The 19633-nt window shown below is 68.4% G+C and carries 20 protein-coding genes and 1 tRNA gene; 7 read left to right on the top strand and 14 right to left on the bottom strand.

Going from position 1 to position 19633, the window contains the following annotated elements:
* Nucleotides 1-3: 3 nt before the first annotated feature.
* A complete protein-coding gene (locus tag AC3WJT_RS02760; RefSeq protein ID WP_492341533.1) occupies nucleotides 4-351 on the bottom strand; it encodes a YMGG-like glycine zipper-containing protein in 348 nt (115 codons plus the stop codon).
* A gap of 130 nt (nucleotides 352-481) precedes the next feature.
* Between AC3WJT_RS02760 and AC3WJT_RS02755 the strand changes: the two genes are divergently transcribed.
* The gene (locus AC3WJT_RS02755; RefSeq protein WP_492341532.1) at nucleotides 482-1375 is read left to right on the top strand and encodes a diacylglycerol/lipid kinase family protein; all 894 of its coding nucleotides are present in this window, start codon (nucleotides 482-484) and stop codon (nucleotides 1373-1375) included.
* The gene (locus AC3WJT_RS02750) at nucleotides 1372-2172 is read left to right on the top strand and encodes a metallophosphoesterase family protein (RefSeq protein WP_492341531.1); all 801 of its coding nucleotides are present in this window, start codon (nucleotides 1372-1374) and stop codon (nucleotides 2170-2172) included. The genes AC3WJT_RS02755 and AC3WJT_RS02750 overlap by 4 nt, the downstream gene beginning before the upstream one ends.
* Nucleotides 2173-2234: 62 nt before the next feature.
* On the opposite strand, the gene AC3WJT_RS02745 is transcribed toward AC3WJT_RS02750, so the two are convergent.
* From AC3WJT_RS02745 to AC3WJT_RS02730, 4 genes are read right to left on the bottom strand one after another with little or no spacing between them, the layout of a single operon-like run.
* A complete protein-coding gene (locus AC3WJT_RS02745) occupies nucleotides 2235-2405 on the bottom strand; it encodes a DUF1328 domain-containing protein (RefSeq protein WP_492341530.1) in 171 nt (56 codons plus the stop codon).
* 51 nt (nucleotides 2406-2456) lie between these two features.
* The gene (locus AC3WJT_RS02740) at nucleotides 2457-3125 is read right to left on the bottom strand and encodes a superoxide dismutase (protein ID WP_492341529.1); all 669 of its coding nucleotides are present in this window, start codon (nucleotides 3123-3125) and stop codon (nucleotides 2457-2459) included.
* Between the two features lie 47 nt (nucleotides 3126-3172).
* Nucleotides 3173-3562, bottom strand: coding sequence for a hypothetical protein (locus AC3WJT_RS02735; RefSeq protein WP_492341528.1), 390 nt, complete (start codon nucleotides 3560-3562; stop codon nucleotides 3173-3175).
* 17 nt (nucleotides 3563-3579) lie between these two features.
* Nucleotides 3580-3927, bottom strand: a complete 348-nt coding sequence (locus tag AC3WJT_RS02730; protein ID WP_492341527.1) for a hypothetical protein — start codon at nucleotides 3925-3927, stop codon at nucleotides 3580-3582.
* A gap of 165 nt (nucleotides 3928-4092) precedes the next feature.
* Between AC3WJT_RS02730 and AC3WJT_RS02725 the strand changes: the two genes are divergently transcribed.
* Nucleotides 4093-6009, top strand: a complete 1917-nt coding sequence (locus AC3WJT_RS02725; RefSeq protein ID WP_492341526.1) for an HWE histidine kinase domain-containing protein — start codon at nucleotides 4093-4095, stop codon at nucleotides 6007-6009.
* 47 nt (nucleotides 6010-6056) lie between these two features.
* Here the strand turns inward: AC3WJT_RS02725 and AC3WJT_RS02720 are convergent, their stop codons facing one another.
* On the bottom strand, nucleotides 6057-7274 hold the full coding sequence (locus AC3WJT_RS02720; RefSeq protein ID WP_492341525.1) for a CaiB/BaiF CoA transferase family protein: 1218 nt from the start codon (nucleotides 7272-7274) through the stop codon (nucleotides 6057-6059).
* An 80-nt stretch (nucleotides 7275-7354) separates the two neighbouring features.
* On the opposite strand from AC3WJT_RS02720, the gene AC3WJT_RS02715 reads away from it, so the two are divergent.
* Nucleotides 7355-7927: a DUF4142 domain-containing protein gene (locus AC3WJT_RS02715; protein ID WP_492341524.1), complete on the top strand. Its 573-nt coding sequence runs from the start codon at nucleotides 7355-7357 to the stop codon at nucleotides 7925-7927.
* 23 nt (nucleotides 7928-7950) lie between these two features.
* On the opposite strand, the gene AC3WJT_RS02710 is transcribed toward AC3WJT_RS02715, so the two are convergent.
* Together AC3WJT_RS02710 and AC3WJT_RS02705 are read right to left on the bottom strand one after the other, a co-directional pair.
* Complete coding sequence (locus tag AC3WJT_RS02710; protein WP_492341523.1) at nucleotides 7951-11556, bottom strand: ABC transporter permease/M1 family aminopeptidase; 3606 nt, start codon at nucleotides 11554-11556, stop codon at nucleotides 7951-7953.
* A gap of 10 nt (nucleotides 11557-11566) precedes the next feature.
* The gene (locus tag AC3WJT_RS02705) at nucleotides 11567-12445 is read right to left on the bottom strand and encodes an ABC transporter ATP-binding protein (protein WP_492341522.1); all 879 of its coding nucleotides are present in this window, start codon (nucleotides 12443-12445) and stop codon (nucleotides 11567-11569) included.
* Between the two features lie 145 nt (nucleotides 12446-12590).
* Between AC3WJT_RS02705 and AC3WJT_RS02700 the strand changes: the two genes are divergently transcribed.
* A complete protein-coding gene (locus AC3WJT_RS02700) occupies nucleotides 12591-13364 on the top strand; it encodes a tyrosine-protein phosphatase (RefSeq protein ID WP_492341521.1) in 774 nt (257 codons plus the stop codon).
* Nucleotides 13365-13401: 37 nt separating this feature from the next.
* On the opposite strand, the gene lptB is transcribed toward AC3WJT_RS02700, so the two are convergent.
* The 5 genes from lptB to AC3WJT_RS02675 form a co-directional block, all read right to left on the bottom strand.
* Nucleotides 13402-14145: an LPS export ABC transporter ATP-binding protein gene (lptB, locus tag AC3WJT_RS02695; protein ID WP_492341520.1), complete on the bottom strand. Its 744-nt coding sequence runs from the start codon at nucleotides 14143-14145 to the stop codon at nucleotides 13402-13404.
* Nucleotides 14146-14667, bottom strand: a complete 522-nt coding sequence (locus AC3WJT_RS02690; RefSeq protein ID WP_492341519.1) for an LptA/OstA family protein — start codon at nucleotides 14665-14667, stop codon at nucleotides 14146-14148.
* A gap of 29 nt (nucleotides 14668-14696) precedes the next feature.
* Nucleotides 14697-15320, bottom strand: coding sequence for an LPS export ABC transporter periplasmic protein LptC (gene lptC / locus AC3WJT_RS02685; protein WP_492341518.1), 624 nt, complete (start codon nucleotides 15318-15320; stop codon nucleotides 14697-14699).
* A gap of 8 nt (nucleotides 15321-15328) precedes the next feature.
* Nucleotides 15329-15946 (bottom strand): ribonuclease D, encoded by a 618-nt coding sequence (locus AC3WJT_RS02680; RefSeq protein WP_492341517.1) that lies wholly within the window; start codon nucleotides 15944-15946, stop codon nucleotides 15329-15331.
* Nucleotides 15947-15993: 47 nt separating this feature from the next.
* Nucleotides 15994-16080, bottom strand: a tRNA-Leu gene (locus tag AC3WJT_RS02675).
* A 137-nt stretch (nucleotides 16081-16217) separates the two neighbouring features.
* Between AC3WJT_RS02675 and AC3WJT_RS02670 the strand changes: the two genes are divergently transcribed.
* On the top strand, nucleotides 16218-17183 hold the full coding sequence (locus AC3WJT_RS02670) for a complex I NDUFA9 subunit family protein (protein WP_492341516.1): 966 nt from the start codon (nucleotides 16218-16220) through the stop codon (nucleotides 17181-17183).
* Nucleotides 17184-17187: 4 nt separating this feature from the next.
* Here the strand turns inward: AC3WJT_RS02670 and AC3WJT_RS02665 are convergent, their stop codons facing one another.
* The gene (locus AC3WJT_RS02665; RefSeq protein ID WP_492341515.1) at nucleotides 17188-17991 is read right to left on the bottom strand and encodes an undecaprenyl-diphosphate phosphatase; all 804 of its coding nucleotides are present in this window, start codon (nucleotides 17989-17991) and stop codon (nucleotides 17188-17190) included.
* Nucleotides 17992-18180: 189 nt separating this feature from the next.
* On the opposite strand from AC3WJT_RS02665, the gene AC3WJT_RS02660 reads away from it, so the two are divergent.
* On the top strand, nucleotides 18181-19629 hold the full coding sequence (locus AC3WJT_RS02660; protein ID WP_492341514.1) for an NAD(P)-dependent oxidoreductase: 1449 nt from the start codon (nucleotides 18181-18183) through the stop codon (nucleotides 19627-19629).
* The last annotated feature ends 4 nt before the right edge of the window (nucleotides 19630-19633 follow it).

The raw sequence follows: 19633 nt of genomic DNA, 5'->3' as shown, positions 1-19633 counted from the left end.
CGATCAGGTCCGGGGACGGCCGTCTTCCCAATAGTAACGGCCAGACGCCTGATCGTAATAGTAATACCGACCGGCGGCCTCATCATAATACTGACGCCGGTTCGGGGCAGGCGTTGCGCCGCAGCCGCCGTCCTCACGGCAGCCCTTGATCGCGCCGACCCCGCCACCGACCACCGCGCCGACCGCAGCCCCGGATCCGGCGTCGCCGTCGCCGGTGTTGTTGCCGATGACGGCGCCGGCGATGGCGCCGACGACCGCGCCGCCGGCGGCGTTGCGCTCGACGTTGCCCGTCGTGGTGCAGGCGGCCGAGAGCAGGCCGGCCCCGAGAATGGCGATGAAGGACTTGGACATGGGAGGTACCTCGTATTCCGGTGAGCCCCGCCCGGATCGCCAACGTCCGGACTGCGGTCGGGTTCCCGATCGGGAACCTGCAGGCCAGGCCAGCCGTTGAGCAGCGGACGGGGTGCGGGAGCAAAGCAGCGTGAAGTCCAGACAGAAGGCGCTCGTCTTCAACCGGATCGCCGTCGTGGTGAACCCGGCCTCAGGCAGCGCTGGTCCCGACGCCGTGTCCGAAGCGGAGCGCATCCTCGCCGAGGCGGGCGTGACCGGCGAGGTGACGGCACCGGGCGAGGCCGGGCTGGAGGCCTGCCTGCAGGCCGCACTCGACACCCGGCCCGATCTGCTGGCCATCGTCGCCGGCGACGGCACGGCGCGGGCGGGCGCGGAGTTGTGCGGCCCCAAGGGCCCGCTCGTCGCGCCGCTGCCCGGCGGAACCATGAACATGCTGCCGAACGCCCTCTACGGGGGGCGGGACTGGAAGACCGCGCTCGCCGACATTCTCAGGGATGGCGTCGTCAAGCCGGTGTCGGGCGGCGAGATCGAGGGCAAGGCGTTCTACGTCGCCGCGATCCTCGGGTCGCCCGCGCTCTGGGCCGAGGCGCGCGAGGCGGCGCGGCACGGTGACCTGAAGGGCGCCCTGATCCGCGCGCAGCGGGCGCTGCACAGGGCGTTTTCGGGCCGGTTGCGCTTCAGTCTCGGGGGTCGCCCCCGCGCCAAGGCCGAGGCCCTGGCTCTGATGTGTCCCCTGGTCTCCAGGGCGATGGACGACGACGAGGGCTATCTGGAAGCCGCCGCCATTGATCCGGGCGGGGCGCTGGAGATCTTCCGCCTCGGCTTCCGCGCGGCGCTCGGCGACTGGCGCGCCGACCAGACGGTCGAGGTCACCCATATCCGCGCCGGACGCGCCTGGGCGGCGGGACGCATTCCGGCCGTGCTGGACGGCGAGCCGGTCCGGCTCGGACGCGTCGTCGACTTCCGCTTCCGGCCCGTGGCGTTCCGGGCTCTGGTGCCGCGCGATACGGAGACAACAGCGTGACCCTGCGGCTGGCCCATTTGTCGGATATCCACTTCGGCGGCGAACATCGCGACGCGGTGGGCGCTGCGGCCGGATGGATCGCCGAGCACCGACCGGATCTGGCGATCATCACCGGCGATGTCACGCGCGAAGGCTCGGAGACGGAATTTGTCGCCGCGCGCCGCTGGATCAGGAGTCTGGCGGTCGATTCGCTGGTCGTCCCGGGCAATCACGACACCCCCTATTTCAGCCTGATGAAGCGGCTGTTCGCGCCGTGGAAGCGCTACGAGCGCCACTTCGGCCCGGTCTCGCCGACGCTGTTGCGGCGACCGGGGCTGGCGGTCGCCTCGATCAACACCGCCCGCGGCGTGCAGTTGCGGACCAACTGGTCGAAGGGCGCGATTTCGACTGGCCAGGTGAACGGGGCTGTCCGGGCCCTCGCAGACGCGCCGGCCGGAGCGCTGAAGATCGTCGCCTGTCATCATCCGCTGATCGAAATGATCGGCGGCCCGATGAGCGGTCAGGTGCATGGCGGACACGATGCGGCGGTCGCGCTGGCCGACGGGGGCGTCGATCTGGTCCTGACCGGTCATGTGCATGCGCCGTTCGCCCTGCCCTATCCGGGGGGTGACGGTCACACCTGGGCGGTCGGCGCCAGCACGCTTTCAATCCGTGAGCGCGGCTCACCGATCGGCTTCAACTGTATCGAGGTCGACGAGGACATCGTCCGGATTTCCGCCCTGGCGTGGTCGGGCTCGCACTTCGAGACCTGGCGCACCTGGTCGATCGACCGGCGGCCGGAGCCGGCCAGACCCTGAACGGAAAGCGGCGGCGGGATGACCCGCCGCCGCTTCTGACGTCTCATCGAAGACGTGCGCCCCTAAGGCGCCCGGCCCCGGACCAGGTGCATCACGGCCGAAACCAGGAACAGCACGAGGAAGATGAAGAACAGGATCTTGGCGATATCCACCGCCGTCCCGGCCAGTCCACCGAAGCCGAGGAACGCGGCGACGAGCGCCACGACCAGAAAAATGAGCGCCCATCTGAGCATGATGCTTCTCTCCTGTTTGTATCAGGCGGCGTTGACCAACCCTTGTTCTGGCTAACGCCTGGCCTGGCGAGCTGTTCCCTCCGCGGCCTCCGGCGCGGGATAGGTCCACGCCGCGCCCTGTTCCTGCGCCGCGGCGAACTGGGCGGCGGCCAGGTCCCAGTTCAGCAGGGTGTCGAACCAGGCCGCGAGGAAGCCTTTCCGGTCGTTCTGATGGTCCAGGTAGTAGGCGTGTTCCCAGAGGTCGCAGACCGTCAGCGGAACCACGTCCTCCTGCGTCAGCGGCCCCTCGGCGTCGTGGGTCGCCACGACCTTCAACCGGCCGCGCTCGGCCAGCAGCCAGACCCAGCCCGACCCGAAATGCTCCGCCCCGGTCTTGACGAAGGTCGCCTTCAGGTCCGCCAGCGCGCCGAAGCCTGTCTCCACCGCGCCGGCAAGGGCGCCGGTCGGCGCGCCTCCGGCCGGCGACATCGCATCCCAGAAGAAGCCGTGGTTCCAAGCCTGGGCGGCGTTGTTGAACAGCTTGGCGCGGGCAGGATCAACGGCCGCGTCGCGCACAACCTGTTCAAGGCATTCCGGCGTCTCGCCGGCTTCCTCGAGCAGGGCGTTCAACGTCTCGACGTAGGTCTTGTGGTGCTTGCCGTGGTGAAACCGCAGGGTTTCAGCCGAAATCACCGGCGCCAGGGCGTCGGGTCGGTAGGGAAGCTCGGGAAGGATAAACATGGCGCGCTCCGGAACAGGGGTCCGGAGGGAAGCGTTCCGCGGCGGCGTCAGTTCCGGCCGGGCGGCGGTCTGTGCGGCGGCTTGTCCATGAAGGCGCGGATCACGGCGGCGGCCAGCTGCGGATTGCGCAGGGCGTAGATCCCGGCGGCGACGGCGGCGCCGGCCGACAGCAGCGGGCGGTCACGGACCACCGTCATGATCGTGTCGATCAGCGTGGGGTCCGCGACCGGGGCCGCACCCGGCTTGCGATCCCCCTCGGCCTTGCGGGCGGCCAGGAGGCCGGCCGCCGCCACGACCAGCGCCGAGCAACCGGCGATGATCGCAGCTGCGCCGGGCGTGCCGACGTAGGGCTGGATGAAGGCGAAGAGGGCGAAGAAGGCCGAAAAGACGCCGGCGGCTGCGGCGGCGGCGATAGCGGCGCCAGCCGCTACAGCCATCAGCGTCCGTTCTATCATCAGCGGCGATCGCCCCGGCTGGCCAGCAGCAGGCCGACGAGCACGCCGAAGCCGACCCCGGCGAGCAGGGCCGTGGCGGGCCGTTCCTTGACCTTCTCGACCACATAGCGCTGGGCGTCGTCGAACTGGGCCGTGGCGGAGTCGGCATAGACGCGGCTCTGCACGCGCAGCGTCTCCATACCCTCGCGGACGGCCGCTTCGGTGCGGTGGGCCGCTTCGGTCAGACGGTCACGCGCCTGGTCAGCGGCGTCGATGAAGCTGCGCTCGGCGTGCTTCGCGGCGCTCTTGAGATCGGCCTTGGCCTGTTCAGCTTCGCGGGTCGATGGGGTCGAGGCGTTGGTAGGCATTGGAAACTCCGTAGTCGCGGGCGCACCGATCAGGCGACCCTCCAGGCGGGGGGCTGACCGGGAACGCGATCACGATAGATCGGGTTCCATTCTAGCCACACAAGGGGTCAGGCGCCACGAATTCTCGCCTGTCGCGTGCGCGGCGGTTACCCGTTATGGTGAGGCATGGACGACGCCCCGCTATTGGCCCCCGCTGTGAATGAAGCCGCGCGGCTCAAGGCGCTGCGTTCCCTTCATGCACTCGACAGCGGCTCGGACCGACGTTTCGACCGGATTGCCCGGATGGCGGCGCTGATCCTGCACGCGCCGCGCGCCGCCGTCGTGCTCGTCGACGAGGATCGCCTCTGGCACAAGGCGCGTCTCGGCGTGCCCGCCGGACAGTACCCGCGGACCGGTAGTCTCGCCGACTTCATGGTGCGCAATCCACAGGTCATCATCAGCGGCGACATCCGCGCCGATCCGCTGTTCAAGGGATATCTGCAGAGCTTCAGCCAGGTTGACGTCCGCTTCTATGCCGGCGCGCCGCTGCTGGCGCCGGGCGGCGAGGCGATCGGGGTGCTGTCGGTCGGCGACACCGAGCCCCACGAGCCCCACACGGAAGCCGAACGCCTGGCCCTTGCGGACCTGGCCGCGCTGGCCAGCGAGATGCTCGCCCACGATGCGGAGACGATCGACGCCGAACGGCGCGCGCGACTGGACCAGAGCCGGGTCGAACTGGCCCTCGACGCCGCCGGTCTGGGTGAATTCGAATGGGACATCGCCCGCGACCGGATGATGATCAGCGACCGCATGCGCGCGATCACGGGCGTGGCCTCGAGTGCGGCCCGGGGCGAAGGCGGCGACCTGTCGTTCCGCTTCGTGCATGCCGACGATGTCGCCGCCCTGAAAGAGACCGTCGACAAGGGCCTTCGCGGGGCCGGCCGTTACAGCGCCGAATACCGGATGATCCGCCCGGACGACGGCCGCCTGCGCTGGATGCAGGGCTCGGGCGTCGTGGTGACCGGTCCGGGCGGCGCGCCGCAACGGGTCATCGGCGTGGTCCGCGACATCTCCGACCGCAAGGCGGAGGAGGAACACCGCGAGACCCTGCTCGCCGAGCTCGATCACCGGGTGAAGAACGTCCTGGCCGCCGTTCAGTCTCTGGCGGCGCAATCAGCGCGCCGCACGACATCCACCGAGGGCTTCATGGCGGCGTTCGCCGGCCGGCTGAAGGCCATGGCCTCGGCGCATGAGCTGCTGACCGCCACGCGCTGGCGCGGCGCCAGCCTTGCCCATATCGCCGCCGCCGAGCTGGGCGGACTGGCGCCGGGTCAGGCGCGTTGGGAGGGACCGGATCTGATCCTGACCCCGCGCGCGGCGAACGCCCTGTCGCTGGCGCTGCACGAACTGGCCACCAACGCGGTCAAGTACGGGGCCCTGTCGGTCGAGTCCGGCCGGGTCGAGGTGACCTGGGAGCAGGCGCCCGAGGGCGGCTTTACCTTGCGCTGGAACGAGAGTGGCGGCCCGGCCGTATCGCCGCCGGAGCGGCGCGGCTTCGGGTCGACCCTGCTCGACCGGGTCACCGGCCGCGAACTGGGCGGAGAGGGCCGTGTCGAGTACCGCGCCGATGGCGTTCAGGCCATGCTGCGCGCCGACGCCAGGGCGATCGCTGATCCGGTGGCGGAAACCCCGGTGATCGAGATCGACCTGCCGACAGGCGCCTCGCAGGGCCGGGCCGATACCCCGCATGGCGGCGTCGAGGGTCTGCGGCTGCTGGTGGTCGAGGACGCGGTCCTTCTGGCCATGGAGCTTGAGGCCGGACTGGTCGAGGCCGGCGCCACGGTGGTCGGCAGCGCGGCCGACCTGGGCGAGGCCATGGCGATGCTCAGCCTCGAGATCGACGCCGCGGTGCTGGACGCCAATCTCAACGGCGAGTCGGTCGAGCCGCTGGCCGCGGCGCTGCACGCCCGCGGCACGCCCTTCGTGTTCGCCACCGGCTATGGCGAACGCGGCGCGCCGGAAGGCTTCGGCGCGCCCGTTGTGCGCAAGCCCTACAATGTCCACCAGATCGTCCGCGCCCTGGCCGAGGTCACGGGGCGATAGACCACAACCACGGTCGCCCGGGTCGCAGCAGCGGGGAGCGCCAGGCGTCAGACGATGCCCTTCGACCGCAGATCAGCGACCTCGTCCGGGGACAGCCCTGCCCGTGCGGTCAGCACCGCGTCGGTGTGTTCTCCCAGCGCGGGGCCGGGCCAGCGGACCGCGCCCGGCGTATCCGTCAGCCTGGGGAAGGCATTCTGCATCTGCACCGCGCCGAACACCGGATGCGGGACTTCGACAATAGCATCGCGGGCGGCGAACTGGGGATCAGCCAGCATGTCAGGGGCGCGATAGACCCGGCCGGCGGCGACGCCCTTCTCTTCCATCAGCGCCAGCAGGGCGTCCGCGTCGAGGGTTGCGGTCCAGCCGCCGATCAGCGCATCCAGTTCGGTCTGGTTCTCGCCGCGCGCCGCATGGCCGGCGTACCGTGGATCGTCACTGAGCCCGGGCCGGCCCATGGCCTCGCAAAGCCGCTTGAACAGCGTGTCCTGGTTGGCCCCGATGACCACCAGCGCCCCGTCCCGCGTCGGATAGGCGTTCGACGGCGCGATGCCGGGAAGCACCGAGCCTGACCGCTCGCGGACATAGCCGGTCAGGCCGTATTCGGTGATCAGGTTCTCCATCACCGACAACACGCTCTCATAGATCGCCGCGTCGACGATCTGGCCCTTGCCGGTGCGATGGCGCGAATGCAGCGCCATCATGGTCCCCAGCGCCGCGTGCAGGCCGGCCAGGCTGTCGCCCACGGAAATCCCGGCCCGGGCGGGGGCGCGGTCGGGCTCGCCTGTGATGTAGCGCAGTCCGCCCATGGCCTCGCCGATCAGGGCGTAGCCGGCCCGCGAGGCGTAGGGGCCGGTCTGGCCGAAGCCCGAGACCCGCGCCATGACCAGGCCGGGATTGTCGGCCGACAGGCTGTCGTAACCCAGGCCCCATTTCTCCAGCGCGCCGGGACGGAAATTCTCGACCAGCACATCGGCGCCGCCGATCAGCTTGCGGGCGATAGCCTGACCCTCTGGCGTCCGCAGGTTCAGGGTCACGGACTTCTTGTTCCGCCCGATCACCGGCCACCAGGGCGAATGGCCTTTGGGCAGGCTGCGGCCCCACTGGCGCATGGGGTCGCCCGCCGCCGGGTCCTCGATCTTGATCACCTCGGCGCCGAAGTCGCCGAGGATCTGGCCGCAGAAGGGACCCGCGATCAGGGTTCCCATCTCGATCACGGTCAGGCCGTCCAGCGGACCGGGGATTTTCGGCTCTTGGTCGGAACTCATCACGCCCCCGTGAGGTTGTGTCTGCACAGGGTCCGCTTGGGGGCGGCGGGCGACCTTGTCAATCAAGTGGAGTACCCAAGATGAACCGCAACCTTCTCCTCGTCGGCGCCGCCGCCATGGCCCTGACCCTCGCCGCCTGCGGCAAGAAGTCCGAAGAGGCCGCCATGGGCGCGCCGGACGCCAACCCCTCGGCGACCATCCCGACCGCCGCGAACGAGGCGGCCGCGCCCGACTTCGTCAGCAAGGCTGCCCTCGGCGACATGTTCGAGATCGAGTCCAGCAAGATCGCGCTGGAGCGGGCGACCAACCCCGAGGTCAAGGCTTTCGCCCAGATGATGGTCGACGTGCACACCCGGACGACGGCGGACCTGAAGACGGCGATCGGCGCCTCGGGCCTGACCCTGGCGCTGCCGTCCGCCCTGCCGGAAGACGAGATGAAGACGCTCGCCGACCTGCGCGAGGCCAAAACCGAAGATTTCGACAAGGCCTATATGGACGGCCAGATCGATGCCCACCAGGCGATGCTGGACCTGATGACGCGCTACGCCCAGGACGGCGACAACGCGGCCCTCAAGTCCGCCGCGGCGACCACCGCGCCGGTCGTGCAACAGCACCTCGACAAGGCCGACGCCCTCCGCAAGGGCCTTTCCTAAGGCTGTCTGGGGCGGGCGGCCCTCTAGCCGCCCGCCTTCAGCAGATTGTCGTCTGAATTGCGGTCGATCAGGTAGTTGTAGGGATCCACCCCGCCGTACGTCGGCGCCTTGTCGACGGTGAAGGTCAGGGTCTGCGTCCCGCTACGGATCATCCGCGGCTGCATGATGACGACCTTGCTCCGGTCGAAGGTCTTGTCGCCCGGCATGGCCGTGAACAGACCCACGTCCAGCATCTCGGCCATCGGCGCGGTCGTCTCCACGCCCTTGCCGTCGGCATAGACCTTTTTGGCCTCGACCGTCAGGCTGACGTCAAACCGGCCGTCGGCACGCTTCTTCACCGTCATCGCCTTTGTCTTGAGATCGTAGAGGGTGATCTTCTCGAACAGGTCGGTGATCAGGGCCTGTTTGTCGGCCGGCGCCACGGCGCGCAGCTCGGCGATCAGATCCAGCGAGGTCGGATAGGGCGCGGCCTTGAAGGCGAACCTCTGCAGCAACCGGCGCAGGGCGCGGTTGACCGCGTCCTCGCCCAGCTCCCGCTGCAGCCGGTACATGACCAGCGAGCCCTTGCGGTAGTGGATGTAGCCCTGCCCCTCGACCTTGTAGAGCGGCAGCTCCTCGACCGGCTCGCCACCGCGCGCGCGCAGATAGCGGTCCAGCTCGTACTTGAGGAACTTCCGGATCTGGTCCTCCCCGTACATGTGCTTCATGACCATCAGCGCGGAGTACTGGGCGAGCGTTTCCGACAGCGAGGTCGCGCCCTGCTGGTCGGCGCCGACGATCTGGTGGGCCCACCACTGGTGCCCGATCTCGTGGGCGCCGATGTAGGTCACCAGGTCGAACTTCGACTTGTCGCGATAGTCGGCGATGAACCCGAGGTTCTCCGACCAGGGCATGGTGTTGGCGAAGGCCTGGGCGAAGTCGGCATAGGCCGGGAACTCGAGGAACCGCAGCTGGCGGAACTGGTAGGGGCTGAAGTTGGTCTGGAAATAGTCCAGCGAAGCCTTGCCCGCCGTCTTCATCCGCTCGACGTTCCAGGGGTGATGCGGGTCGTAGTAGACCGCGATCTGGACGCCCTTGTAGACCTCCTTCGACACCGTGTAGCGCGCTGACTGGACCGAGAAGAACGGCAGCACCGGGGCCTCGGTGACGAACCGTGCGGTGCGGCGACCGTCCTTGACGGTGTTGGACACTTCGTAGCCTGGCGCGATCGGCGTCTGGTCGGCGACCGTCGTGACGGTGATGTCGGCCGTCACCCAGTCGGCGTCATGGCGCAGATAGTGGAACGACCGGCTGGCCGTGTCGCCGAGCTTCGCCGGGCGCAGTTCCGCCGGCAGGCCGTACTTGCGGCGCTTGGCCCGGTCCTGCAGCAGCCCGGACCGCTCGACGCCCAGGAGCGGCGCGATCTCGGCGTTGTTCAGGAAGGTGCCGTTGTCGACGACGCGCGTTTCGTTGCCGCGGTTTCGGAAGCCCCGCTGGGCGCGTTCGGTGGTGAAGGTGATCACCCGGCGCTCGCCCGGCAGCATGGGCGTGTCGAGGGCGAAGATCCTGTAGTTGAACCGCTTGTAGGGATTGGCCGCCGGCCGGCCGCCCTCGATCGAAACGGCCTTCACCGTCAGGTCGCGGTCGAACAGCAGGTGGATGTCCTTCAGCGGCGCGTCGGTGCGGTTCTCGACCACATAGGAGCCGAGCGTCGTGGCGCGCGGCTGGTGCGGATAGAGGTCCACCTTCAGGTTCATCGACACGATCTTGGGCCGCGGCAACGTGTCGAAATGCTGCTCGCTGATCAGGGTCTTTTCGAAGTCAGCCAGCCACTTCTCGTCAGCGATGGCCGTGCGGTATTCATTCCAGACATTGGTGTTGATGTAGATGAACACGCCCGTGCCGGCGAACAGCGCCAGCGCCAGGGCGAAGGTCGCGCCGGCCTTGCCGGTCAGACGCCGGGGCAGCCGCTTCAGTCGCGGCCACAGGCGGGTCTCCGCGCCCCGCCGCCAGAGCGCGTAGCTCAGCACCAGCAGCAGGACCGCGGAAGCGCTCCAGTAGACGCGGAACCAGGCCGCGCCGATCCAGAACTTGCCCTGTCCGTTCATGTCCGACAGCGGCACGCCGGGCGCGCCGCCGTAGTTGTAGAGATTGTGCTCGTAGCCGAGGTTCACGAAGGTGACCGTGGTGATCAGGTAGATCACCATCAGCCCCCAGCCGATGAACTTGTGCGGCGAGAGCGTCTGGAAGAACACCGCCAGCACCGCCAGCAGCAGCCAGTCGATCCCCTGCGGCAGCACGTACCACAGCAGATAGTCGCCCAGCTGGAACAGCTGGTAGCCCTTCAGCGCCTGGATGAGGACGGCCGCGAACACGCTGATCACCAGCGTCGAGAGCAGCACGAGCGAGATGGCCAGCGTCTTGGGGCCGACGAAGGCCCAGTCCGGGACCGGCGTGGAATCGACGATCTCGTGGGTCTTCTTCTCGCGCTCCCGCCAGACCAGCTCGCCGGCGTAATAGACCGCGATGATCATCGGGATCAGGCTGAAGGAGCCGAGCAGCGGCGGGATCAGCGCGCGGGTCACGGGCCAGATCTGGCCGCCGTAGCCCGTGTCGTCGGTCGCGAACCACAGGGCGCCGATCGAGTTGAACAGGCCCATCGCCAGCAGCACGAGATAGGCCGGACTGCCGAACACCTGGCCCATGTCCATGCGCGTGCGGGCAAGCAACTGGGCCCAGGCGGAGGCGGCGTCGAAGCGCGCCCTGGGCAGGGCCGCCAGCGGCGGCGGCGCGATGTCGGGCGCCGCGCTGGCCATCAGCTTCGCCGCCTTGGCCCGCTTGCCGGACTGCGCGCCGGACTGGAAGCGGAACAGGATGAAGGCGAGCGACAGGAACAGCGCCGACAGGGCCACCGCGAAGAGGCGGTTGAACAGCAGCGCGCCGGTCAGCGGCGGGACCAGCGTGTTGCGGTCTGCGACGGTCCAGTACTTGGTCGCCAGACCATACGCCGCGGTGCCGAACGGCTCCCAGAGCGCGGCGGCCTTCTCGAACTCGGGCTTGTCGAGCGCGATCCCCGCGACGGTCCACAGTATGAGCAGGGCGATCACCCCGACATAGGTCCACATCAGCGAGCGGGTGACGGTCGCCAGGGTAAAGAACAGCGACGAGGTCAGGAACAGCGCCGGCAACGCCAGCACGACATAGGCGTAGACGAACGGCTGGAGCGTCAGCGGACCGAGCGTCTCCTTGTCGACCCAGGGCATCAGCGAGCCGATGGCGATCGCCGCCGGGACTGCGAAGAAGGACAGGCAGACCGCCGCGAAGGCGCCGGTGAACCGGCCGTAGAGGTAGTCGAACTTCGAGATCCGCGTGGACCTCAGAATACCGCCGAAGCCGGTCTCGTCGTCGCGCACAACGATGTTGGCGACGAAGGCCGTCGACACGAACATGTAGAAGATCGCCAGGATCAGGTGGATCAGCCCGATCATGAAGGGCGCGTTCTTGTGCACCCCGCCGCCGCCGCCGCCGATGCTGACCTGCTGGATGGTCACCGAGGCGAAGGTCAGCAGGAAAAAGATGCCCGCCGCGACCCAGAACACCGGGTTGCGCAGCTGGTAGCGGAATTCAAAGCCCGCGATTTTGCTGAACATGGCCGGGCCCTCAGGCGGCTTTGCGGTGCGTCGAGAGGGTGGAGAAGTAGACGTCCTCCAGATCCCCCTGCACCGGCGTGAAGCCATCGCCCGGGTTGTCGTCCGAAATGATGTGAATGACCGTCCGGCCGGCGAACAGGCGGGTCGAGATCACGCGGTAGCGGGCCTGGTGGTCCTTGAGCTCGCTCTTGTCGATGATCTTCTTCCAGATCCGGCCCTGCAGGCCGGCGACGAGGTCGGCGGGCGCGCCCTGACCGACGATGCGGCCGTCGCAGATGATCGCCATGGCCGGGCAAAGGTCGGAGACATCCTCGACGATGTGCGTCGAGAGGATCACCACCACGTTCTCGCCGATCTCGGCCAGCAGGTTGAGGAAACGGTTGCGCTCTTCGGGGTCGAGACCGGCGGTGGGCTCATCGACGATGATCAGGCTGGGGTCGCCGATCAGGGCCTGGGCGATGCCGAACCGCTGGCGCATGCCGCCGGAGAAGCCGGCGATGGCCTTCTTGCGCACGTTCCAGAGGTTGGTCTGGCCCAGCAGGGTCTCGACCGTCTCCTTGCGATCCTTCGCGTTGGAGATGCCCTTCAGCACGGCCATGTGGTCGAGCATGTCGTAGGCGGAGACGCGCGGGTAGACGCCGAAATCCTGCGGCAGGTAGCCGAGGGTGCGGCGGAGCTGTTCGGGATCCTTGAGCACGTCGATCGCGCCGAACCGGACGTGGCCGGAGGTCGGCGCCTGCAGCGTCGCGACGGTCCGCATAAGGGTCGACTTGCCCGCGCCGTTCGGACCCAGCAGGCCGAACATGCCCTTCTCGACGGTCAGGTTGACGTCATCCAGCGCGACCGTCCCGTTCGGATAGACGTGCGTCAGGTTCTCGATGATCAGCATGTTACGGCCCACCCCCCGGTGATGACAGTTGCGCTCGATAGTCCCCGCGAGAGTCATGGCGGGCGAGGCCCGGTGGAGCAAGTGAAAGAACGGTAAGGCGCGGAACGTCTCGCCATCGTCATCCAGCTTCGCTAGGAACCGGAGCATGACCCGCAAGATCAGCTTCGACGCCATCGAGAACTTCCGCGACTTCGGCGACTACGCCGCCGGCTCCCGCCGCCTCAAGCGCGGCCTGCTCTATCGCGCCGCCCACCAGTCGGAGGCCACCGAGGCCGACCTGGCCGCCATGCAGGCGCTGGGTCTGTCGGTGATCGTCGACCTGCGCCGGCCCAACGAGCGCGAGCGCAGCCCCAGCCGCCGCTGGGAAGGCTTCGACGGCCTGGTGATCGAGAACGACATCGGCCAGGAAGACGACGATCCCTGGCACACCTTCATCAAGGGCTCCGATCTCAGCCCCGAGGCCTTCATCGGCTATATGGTCGAGTACTACCGCGAGGCGCCCTTCGTGGACCGCCACATCGATCTCTACAGCCGCTATTTCCACGCCCTGTCGGAGACCACCGGGCCGGTGCTGATCCACTGCGCCGCCGGCAAGGACCGCACGGGCATCCTCGCCGCCCTGACCCATCATCTGGCCGGAGTCAGCGAGGAGGACATCGTCGCCGACTTCCTGCTGACCAACGACATCCACCGCTTCGAGCGCCGCGCGCCGCAGTTCGCCGCCCACATCGAGGAGATGACCGGCCGGCTGCCCAGCCGCGAGGCGATGATCACGGCGATGGGCGTCGAGGCGCAGTATCTGGAAACCGCCTTCGCGGCGATCCACGAACGCCACACGACGCTGGACGCCTACCTCGAGGACGTCCTCGGCGTAGACGCGGCCCGCCGCGAAGCCATCGCCCACCGGATTCTCGACTAGGGGGTCGGGGTCGGCTCCGGGCGCCGCAGAACGGCGATCAGTTGAAGCGGTCGCCCAGATAGACGCGGCGGACGTCGGGATTGTCGACGATCTCCTGCGGCGCGCCCTCGAACAGCACTTCACCGGCATGGATGATCGAGGCGCGGTCGATGATGTCGAGCGTCTCGCGCACATTGTGGTCGGTGATCAGGATACCGATGCCGCGACCCTTGAGGTAGCCGATCACGTCGCGGATGTCGGCGATGGCCAGGGGGTCGATGCCGGCGAACGGCTCGTCCAGCAGCATGAACGACGGCTCGCTGGCCAGGGCGCGGGCGATTTCCACGCGCCGGCGCTCGCCGCCCGACAGGGACACGGCCGGGGCCGATTTCAGATGGCTGATCCGCAGTTCCTCAAGCAGGGCGGCGGTCGCCTCGCGGGCGCGGCCGGTCTCCTTCTCGCGCATCTCGACGACGGCCAGAACGTTTTCCTCGACCGTCATGCCGCGGAAGATCGACGCTTCCTGCGGCAGGTAGCCGACGCCCATGCGGGCGCGCTGGTACATCGGCAGGGCGGTGATGTCGCGGCCATCCAGGCGGATCGCGCCGTCGTCGACCGGGATCAGGCCGGTGATCATGTAGAAGCAGGTCGTCTTGCCCGCGCCGTTGGGGCCGAGCAGGCCGACGACCTCGCCGCGCTTCAATCGCAGGCTGACGCCGTGCACGATCTGGCGCTCGCCGAACGACTTGAACAGCCGGTCGACGACGAGGCCCTCGCCGCTCTGGTCGAGGTCGGCGGCCACCTAGTTGGAGGTCCCCTGGTTGGGATAGAAGACGCCGCGCACGCGGCCGGCCTTGTTGCGGCCGGTGACGCCGGACGACATCTGCGCCTGTCCGGTGCGGGTGTTGATGACCAGACGATCGCCGCGCACGACGCTGCGGCCCTGCACCACGATGACGTTGCCGCTGAGCGTGATGGACTCGCCGCCGAAGCTGTAGACGGCGGCGTCAGCCCGGACGGTGCGCTCGGGCGTCACGAAGTAGACTTGGCCGGCCGCCTCCATCCGGTCGCTGGCGCCGCAGGTGTCGCCCTTCTTCAGGCTGTACATGCGGACGCTGTCGGCCCGCAGCCGCGTGCGCCCCTGCAGGGCCTCGACCGCGCCGCTCCAGGTCGACTGGCACTGGCTCTGGATGACTTCCGAGGAATCGGCGGTGATGTCGATCGGCGCGCGCGGATCGAGCTGCGCCAGCGCGGCGCTCGCGCCGAACAGCACGCCGACGGCGACCGTGGCCGCCAATCCAAGATGTTTTACCGCGCTCTGCATGCGCGCTCCCGACCTGATCATGACCCGTCTTATTCCGGATTGACGCGCGTGCGAACCCTGCCTCGGAACTCGATGCGGTCGCCCTTGTCCTTGACCGTATATGAGTCGGCCGAAACCTGACCCACCGGACCGTCGCCCTCGATGCCCTGTTGGCCGACAGCGGACCCGGTCCGGGTGTCGATCGTGATGTCGTTCGAGGCGATGCGGTTGCCGAGGCCGTCGTCGATGCGGACATCGCCGGTCAGCTGAAGCAGCCGTGTCTTTTCGTCATAGACGCCCATGCGCGCCATCAGCCGGCGCGGCGTCGCGGTCTCGGCGCCGACGACCATGATCGGCTCGATCAGACTGACCCGGTGCGGCTGGCGCTCGTCCCGCGCGGCCTCCTGGGCCCCGATGAGGAAGCTGCGGCCGTCCTCGACCCGGCCCTGGAAGCGGGCGCCGACCATGCGGATGATCGGATCGTCATTGCGGACCAGCTTTGGCGCCTTCACGGCGCTGAGCGTCACAAGACCCACCAGGCCGAGCGTGATCAGCGCCATCAGAGCGGGCAGGGCGCGACGCAGACGGGTGATCAGCCGCAGCCGGCGCTCCCAGCGCGCGAACGCGGCGTCGCGATCAACGGGCGTGTCGGCGGGGTGCGCGGCGACCGTCATCAGCCGCCTCAGCTATGGGCGAAGATGTCGACCTCTTCCCAGCCGGCGAGGTCGAGCCGCGCGCGCTGGGGCAGGAAGTCGAAACAGGCCTGGGCCAGGTCGGCCCGGCCTTCGCGGTCGAGCATCGCCTGCAGGCGGTTCTTGACGCCGTGCAGATAGAGGACGTCGGAGGCGGCGTAGGCGATCTGTTCGGGCGACAGCACGGCCGCCCCCCAGTCCGAACTCTGCTGGGCCTTGCTCAGGTCCACGCCAAGCAGCTCCTTGCACACGTCCTTCAGGCCGTGGCGATCGGTATAGGTGCGGGCGAGCTTGGAGGCGATCTTGGTGCACCAGACGGGGTTGGTCGTGATCCCCAGATGATGCTCGAACATGGCGATATCAAAGCGGCCGAAGTGAAAAATCTTCAGCACTGAGGGATCGGTCAGCAGCGCCTTGAGGTTGGGGCAGTCATAGACCGGGCGATTGAGCCGCACGACATGGGCGTCGCCGTCGCCGGCCGAGATCTGCACGACGCACAGCGGATCCCGCTGGAGACTCAGCCCCATGGTCTCGGAATCAATGGCTACCGACGTCGCGCCCGCGAACAGGCCCGCCGGGATGTCGCCTTCATGCAGATGATTGGCCAAATGCAGTCGCTCCCACTCTCACTCTACTACCATATAGAAGAGGAGGGTGGTGCCCAGGAGAGGACTCGAACCTCCACGGCCGTTAAGCCACTGGCACCTGAAGCCAGCGCGTCTACCAATTCCGCCACCTGGGCTCGCATACCTTTCCGGAACCCCGGATCAGCGCGAAGGCGAGCCTCATAGGGCGCCGTCTTGATGCGGTCAATGGCGCGTTGCGCATGGAGCGCCTGTCGTCTATCCGGGCGCTATCACAAAGGGAAAAGGCGCCGTCATGCGTGGGCTCGTCACCGTCTTCGGAGGAACCGGCTTTATCGGCCGTCAGGTCGTCCGCTCGCTGGCGAAGCAGGGCTACCGAGTCCGCGTCGCCGCCCGCAATGTCGGGCGCGGCTATCGCCTGCGCATGCTGGGCGATGTCGGCCAGATCGAGGTGGTCCAGGCGAATGTCCGCAATCCGGATTCGATCGGCCGGGCGCTGGACGGCGCCGAGGCCTGTGTAAACCTGGTCGGGGTGCTGTTCGAAAGCGGCCGCCAGGGGTTCCAGACGATCCACACCATGGGCGCCAGGGCGATCGCCGAGGCCGCCGCGGCGCGCGGGATCACCCGCTTCGTGCAGATCTCGGCCATCGGCGCCGACGCTGAGTCTCCGGCGAAATACGCTCGCAGCAAGGCCGAGGGCGAGGCCGCCGTGCGCGCCGCGATCCCGACGGCGGTGATCCTGCGCCCCTCCGTGGTGTTCGGGCCGGAGGACGACTTCTTCAACCGCTTCGCGGCCATGGCCTCGATCAGTCCCGCCCTGCCGCTGCCCGGCGGCGGCGCGACGCGCTTCCAGCCGGTTTATGTCGCCGACCTGGCCGCCGCTGTCGCGAAGGTCGTGACCGACCCGGACTGCGCCGGAAAGACCTATGAGCTGGGCGGGCCGGGCGTGTTCACGTTCCGCGAGCTGATGGCGTTCGTGCTGCTGGAAACCGGCAAGAGCCGCATCCTTGCGCCGCTGCCGTGGCCGATCGCCTCGCTGGTCGGCAAGCTGGCGGCCGTGACGGCGGTGGTCGGAATCGCGCCGGTGCTGACGTCGGACCAGGTCGAGCTGCTGCGCAGCGACAATGTCGTCGCGGACGGCGCGGCGGGCTTCGACGCGCTGGGCATCACCCCGCGCAGCATCGAGGCGATCGTCCCGAGCTACCTCTATCGCTACCGCAAGGGCGGCCAGTACGCGGCGACGCCCGAAGGCGCCGTCTAGTCGGTCAGGCCAGGTAGATCACGGCCAGACCACCGGCGCCGACCAGGATCCGCCACCAGCCGAACGGTGAGAGGCCGCGCTTGCTGACGACGTCCAGCAGCACCTTGACCACCACCAGGCCGGACAGGAACGAGACGACGAAGCCGACGGCCAGCAGGCCGAGGTGGCTGCCCACCATCAGGCTTTCGCGGCTTTCCCAGAAGTCCTTGGCGAAGGCGCCGACCATGGTCGGGATAGCCAGGAAGAAGCTGAACTCCGCCGCCGCCCGCTTGTCGACGCCCAGCATGACGCCGCCGACGATGGTGGCGCCGGAGCGGGACACGCCCGGGATCATCGAGATGCACTGGATCACGCCGATGCCGAGCGAGGTCAGCAGCGGCAGCTTCATGGCGTCGTGCTCCTTCGGCGCGGGGCTCCAGCGGTCGATGGCCAGCAGCACGAACCCGCCGAGGATCAGCGACCAGCAGATCAGCGCCGGGCTCTCAAACAGCACATGCTTGATGAAGTCGTAGAGCAGGAAGCCCAGGAACACCGCCGGCATGAAGGCGACCAGCACGCTGAGGGCGAACCGGCGCGCAGCCGGATCAGTCGGCAGGCCGATCAGCACGGCCCACAGACGTTGGAAGTAAAGCGCCACCACGGCCAGGATCGCCCCCAGCTGGATCAGCACGATGAAGCTGTCCCAGGACGGGTCGGTCAGCCCCAGCGCCACCTTGGTCAGCAGCAGATGGCCTGTTGAAGAAACGGGGATGAACTCCGTCAGACCCTCGACGAGGCCGAGGATGATGGCGGCCAGAAAATCGCTCATGAAAGACTCACGGATTGATGGTCTACAAACGGGACATAATCTGCGGCCCGGACAGGCGAAGCCTGCCCGAAATCCGAACGGCGGCCAGAAAAGTGGTCAACTAAACGGACCGACGCATGTTTCATGCGTTTCCCAACGCCTAGAAGGCCGGCAGAGCAAACTTTTCCTTCAGGAAGGCTGGGGCACGGCATGGCCGAGCGGATGCTGAAGTTCACGATCATTGATCGTCGCACTCCCGAGAAGCGCGATGCGCGAGAGCGCGACCGCGACTTCCATGAAATCTATGCCGACTTTATCGACGCGAAGGCCACCGAACAGGCCTCGCGCTGTTCCCAGTGCGGCGTCCCCTTCTGCCAGACCCATTGCCCGCTGCACAACAACATCCCCGACTGGCTACGGCTGACCGCCGCCGGCCGGCTGGAGGAAGCCTACCGGCTGTCGCAGGCGACCAACGCCATGCCCGAGATCTGCGGCCGGATCTGCCCGCAGGACCGCCTGTGCGAAGGCAACTGCGTGATCGAGCAGTCGGGCCACGGCACCGTCACCATCGGCGCGGTCGAGCGCTATCTCACCGACAAGGCCTGGGAAGAGGGCTGGGTGAAGCCGCTGGTCGCCCGTGCCGAGATCGGCCAGTCGGTCGGCATCGTCGGCGCCGGGCCGGCGGGTCTGGCCACGGCGGAGATCCTGCGCGAGCTCGGCTACAGCGTCACCGTGTATGACCGGCACGACCGGGCCGGCGGCCTGCTGATCTACGGCATTCCGGGCTTCAAGCTGGAGAAGGACGTCGTCGAGCGCCGCACGCAGCGACTGGCCGACGGCGGCGTGGAGTTCAGGCTGAACTTCGAGGTCGGCCGCGACGCGACGCTGCCGCAGCTGCGCGAACGGCACGACGCGGTTCTGCTGGCGACCGGCGTCTACGCCGCCCGCGAACTGGAGATGCCGGGAACGGGATCGCAGGGCGTGGTCGCTGCGCTCGACTATCTGATCGCGTCCAACCGCAAGGGCATGGGCGACATGGTCGCGGACTTCGAGTCCGGCGCGCTGAACGCAGCCGACAAGGACGTCGTGGTCATCGGCGGCGGCGACACGGCCATGGACTGCGTGCGCACGGCCATCCGCCAGGGCGCGACATCGGTCACCTGCCTCTATCGTCGGGACAAGGAGAACATGCCCGGCTCCCTGCGCGAGGTCGCCAACGCCGAGGAAGAGGGCGTGGTGTTCGAATGGCTGGCCGCCCCGCGCAGCCTGCTGGGCGACGCCGACGGCGTGACCGGCGTGCGCGCCATCCGCATGCGGCTGGGCCCGCCCGACAGCTCCGGGCGCCGCGCGCCGGAGGCGGTCGACGGTTCGGATTTCGACCTGCCGGCCCAACTGGTGATCAAGGCGCTCGGCTTCGATCCCGAGGACCTCCCCACCACCCTGTCAGCGCCCGATCTGTCGGTCAGCCGCTGGGGCACGGTGAAGATCAACCACAGGACCCAGGCCGCCAACCTCGATGGCGTGTTCGCTGCGGGCGACATCGCGCGCGGCGCCTCGCTCGTCGTCTGGGCCATCCGCGACGGCCGCGACGCCGCCGACTCCATCCACAGCTATCTGCAGGCGAAGGCGGCCTCCCCCGCCCTCGTCGCGGCCGAGTGACCGA

Source organism: Caulobacter sp. FW305-C-30-S16, assembly GCF_058783025.1.
Note: the sequence above shows the minus strand (reverse complement) of the source record. Positions and strands in the feature narration are given on the sequence as shown.

Excerpts from the sequence above, each read along its gene's own strand:
- AC3WJT_RS02660 (WP_492341514.1), top strand. The coding sequence starts at position 18,181 with ATGGCCGAGCGGATGCTGAAGTTCACGATCATTGATCGTCGCACTCCC.
- AC3WJT_RS02745 (WP_492341530.1), bottom strand. The coding sequence starts at position 2,405 with ATGCTCAGATGGGCGCTCATTTTTCTGGTCGTGGCGCTCGTCGCCGCG.
- AC3WJT_RS02665 (WP_492341515.1), bottom strand. The coding sequence starts at position 17,991 with ATGAGCGATTTTCTGGCCGCCATCATCCTCGGCCTCGTCGAGGGTCTG.
- AC3WJT_RS02720 (WP_492341525.1), bottom strand. The coding sequence starts at position 7,274 with ATGAGTTCCGACCAAGAGCCGAAAATCCCCGGTCCGCTGGACGGCCTG.
- AC3WJT_RS02735 (WP_492341528.1), bottom strand. The coding sequence starts at position 3,562 with ATGGCTGTAGCGGCTGGCGCCGCTATCGCCGCCGCCGCAGCCGCCGGC.
- AC3WJT_RS02705 (WP_492341522.1), bottom strand. The coding sequence starts at position 12,445 with ATGCTGATCATCGAGAACCTGACGCACGTCTATCCGAACGGGACGGTC.
- AC3WJT_RS02710 (WP_492341523.1), bottom strand. The coding sequence starts at position 11,556 with ATGTTCAGCAAAATCGCGGGCTTTGAATTCCGCTACCAGCTGCGCAAC.
- lptC (WP_492341518.1), bottom strand. The coding sequence starts at position 15,320 with ATGACGGTCGCCGCGCACCCCGCCGACACGCCCGTTGATCGCGACGCC.
- AC3WJT_RS02760 (WP_492341533.1), bottom strand. The coding sequence starts at position 351 with ATGTCCAAGTCCTTCATCGCCATTCTCGGGGCCGGCCTGCTCTCGGCC.
- AC3WJT_RS02740 (WP_492341529.1), bottom strand. The coding sequence starts at position 3,125 with ATGTTTATCCTTCCCGAGCTTCCCTACCGACCCGACGCCCTGGCGCCG.
- AC3WJT_RS02730 (WP_492341527.1), bottom strand. The coding sequence starts at position 3,927 with ATGCCTACCAACGCCTCGACCCCATCGACCCGCGAAGCTGAACAGGCC.
- AC3WJT_RS02725 (WP_492341526.1), top strand. The coding sequence starts at position 4,093 with ATGGACGACGCCCCGCTATTGGCCCCCGCTGTGAATGAAGCCGCGCGG.
- AC3WJT_RS02670 (WP_492341516.1), top strand. The coding sequence starts at position 16,218 with ATGCGTGGGCTCGTCACCGTCTTCGGAGGAACCGGCTTTATCGGCCGT.
- AC3WJT_RS02700 (WP_492341521.1), top strand. The coding sequence starts at position 12,591 with ATGACCCGCAAGATCAGCTTCGACGCCATCGAGAACTTCCGCGACTTC.
- AC3WJT_RS02715 (WP_492341524.1), top strand. The coding sequence starts at position 7,355 with ATGAACCGCAACCTTCTCCTCGTCGGCGCCGCCGCCATGGCCCTGACC.
- AC3WJT_RS02690 (WP_492341519.1), bottom strand. The coding sequence starts at position 14,667 with ATGCAGAGCGCGGTAAAACATCTTGGATTGGCGGCCACGGTCGCCGTC.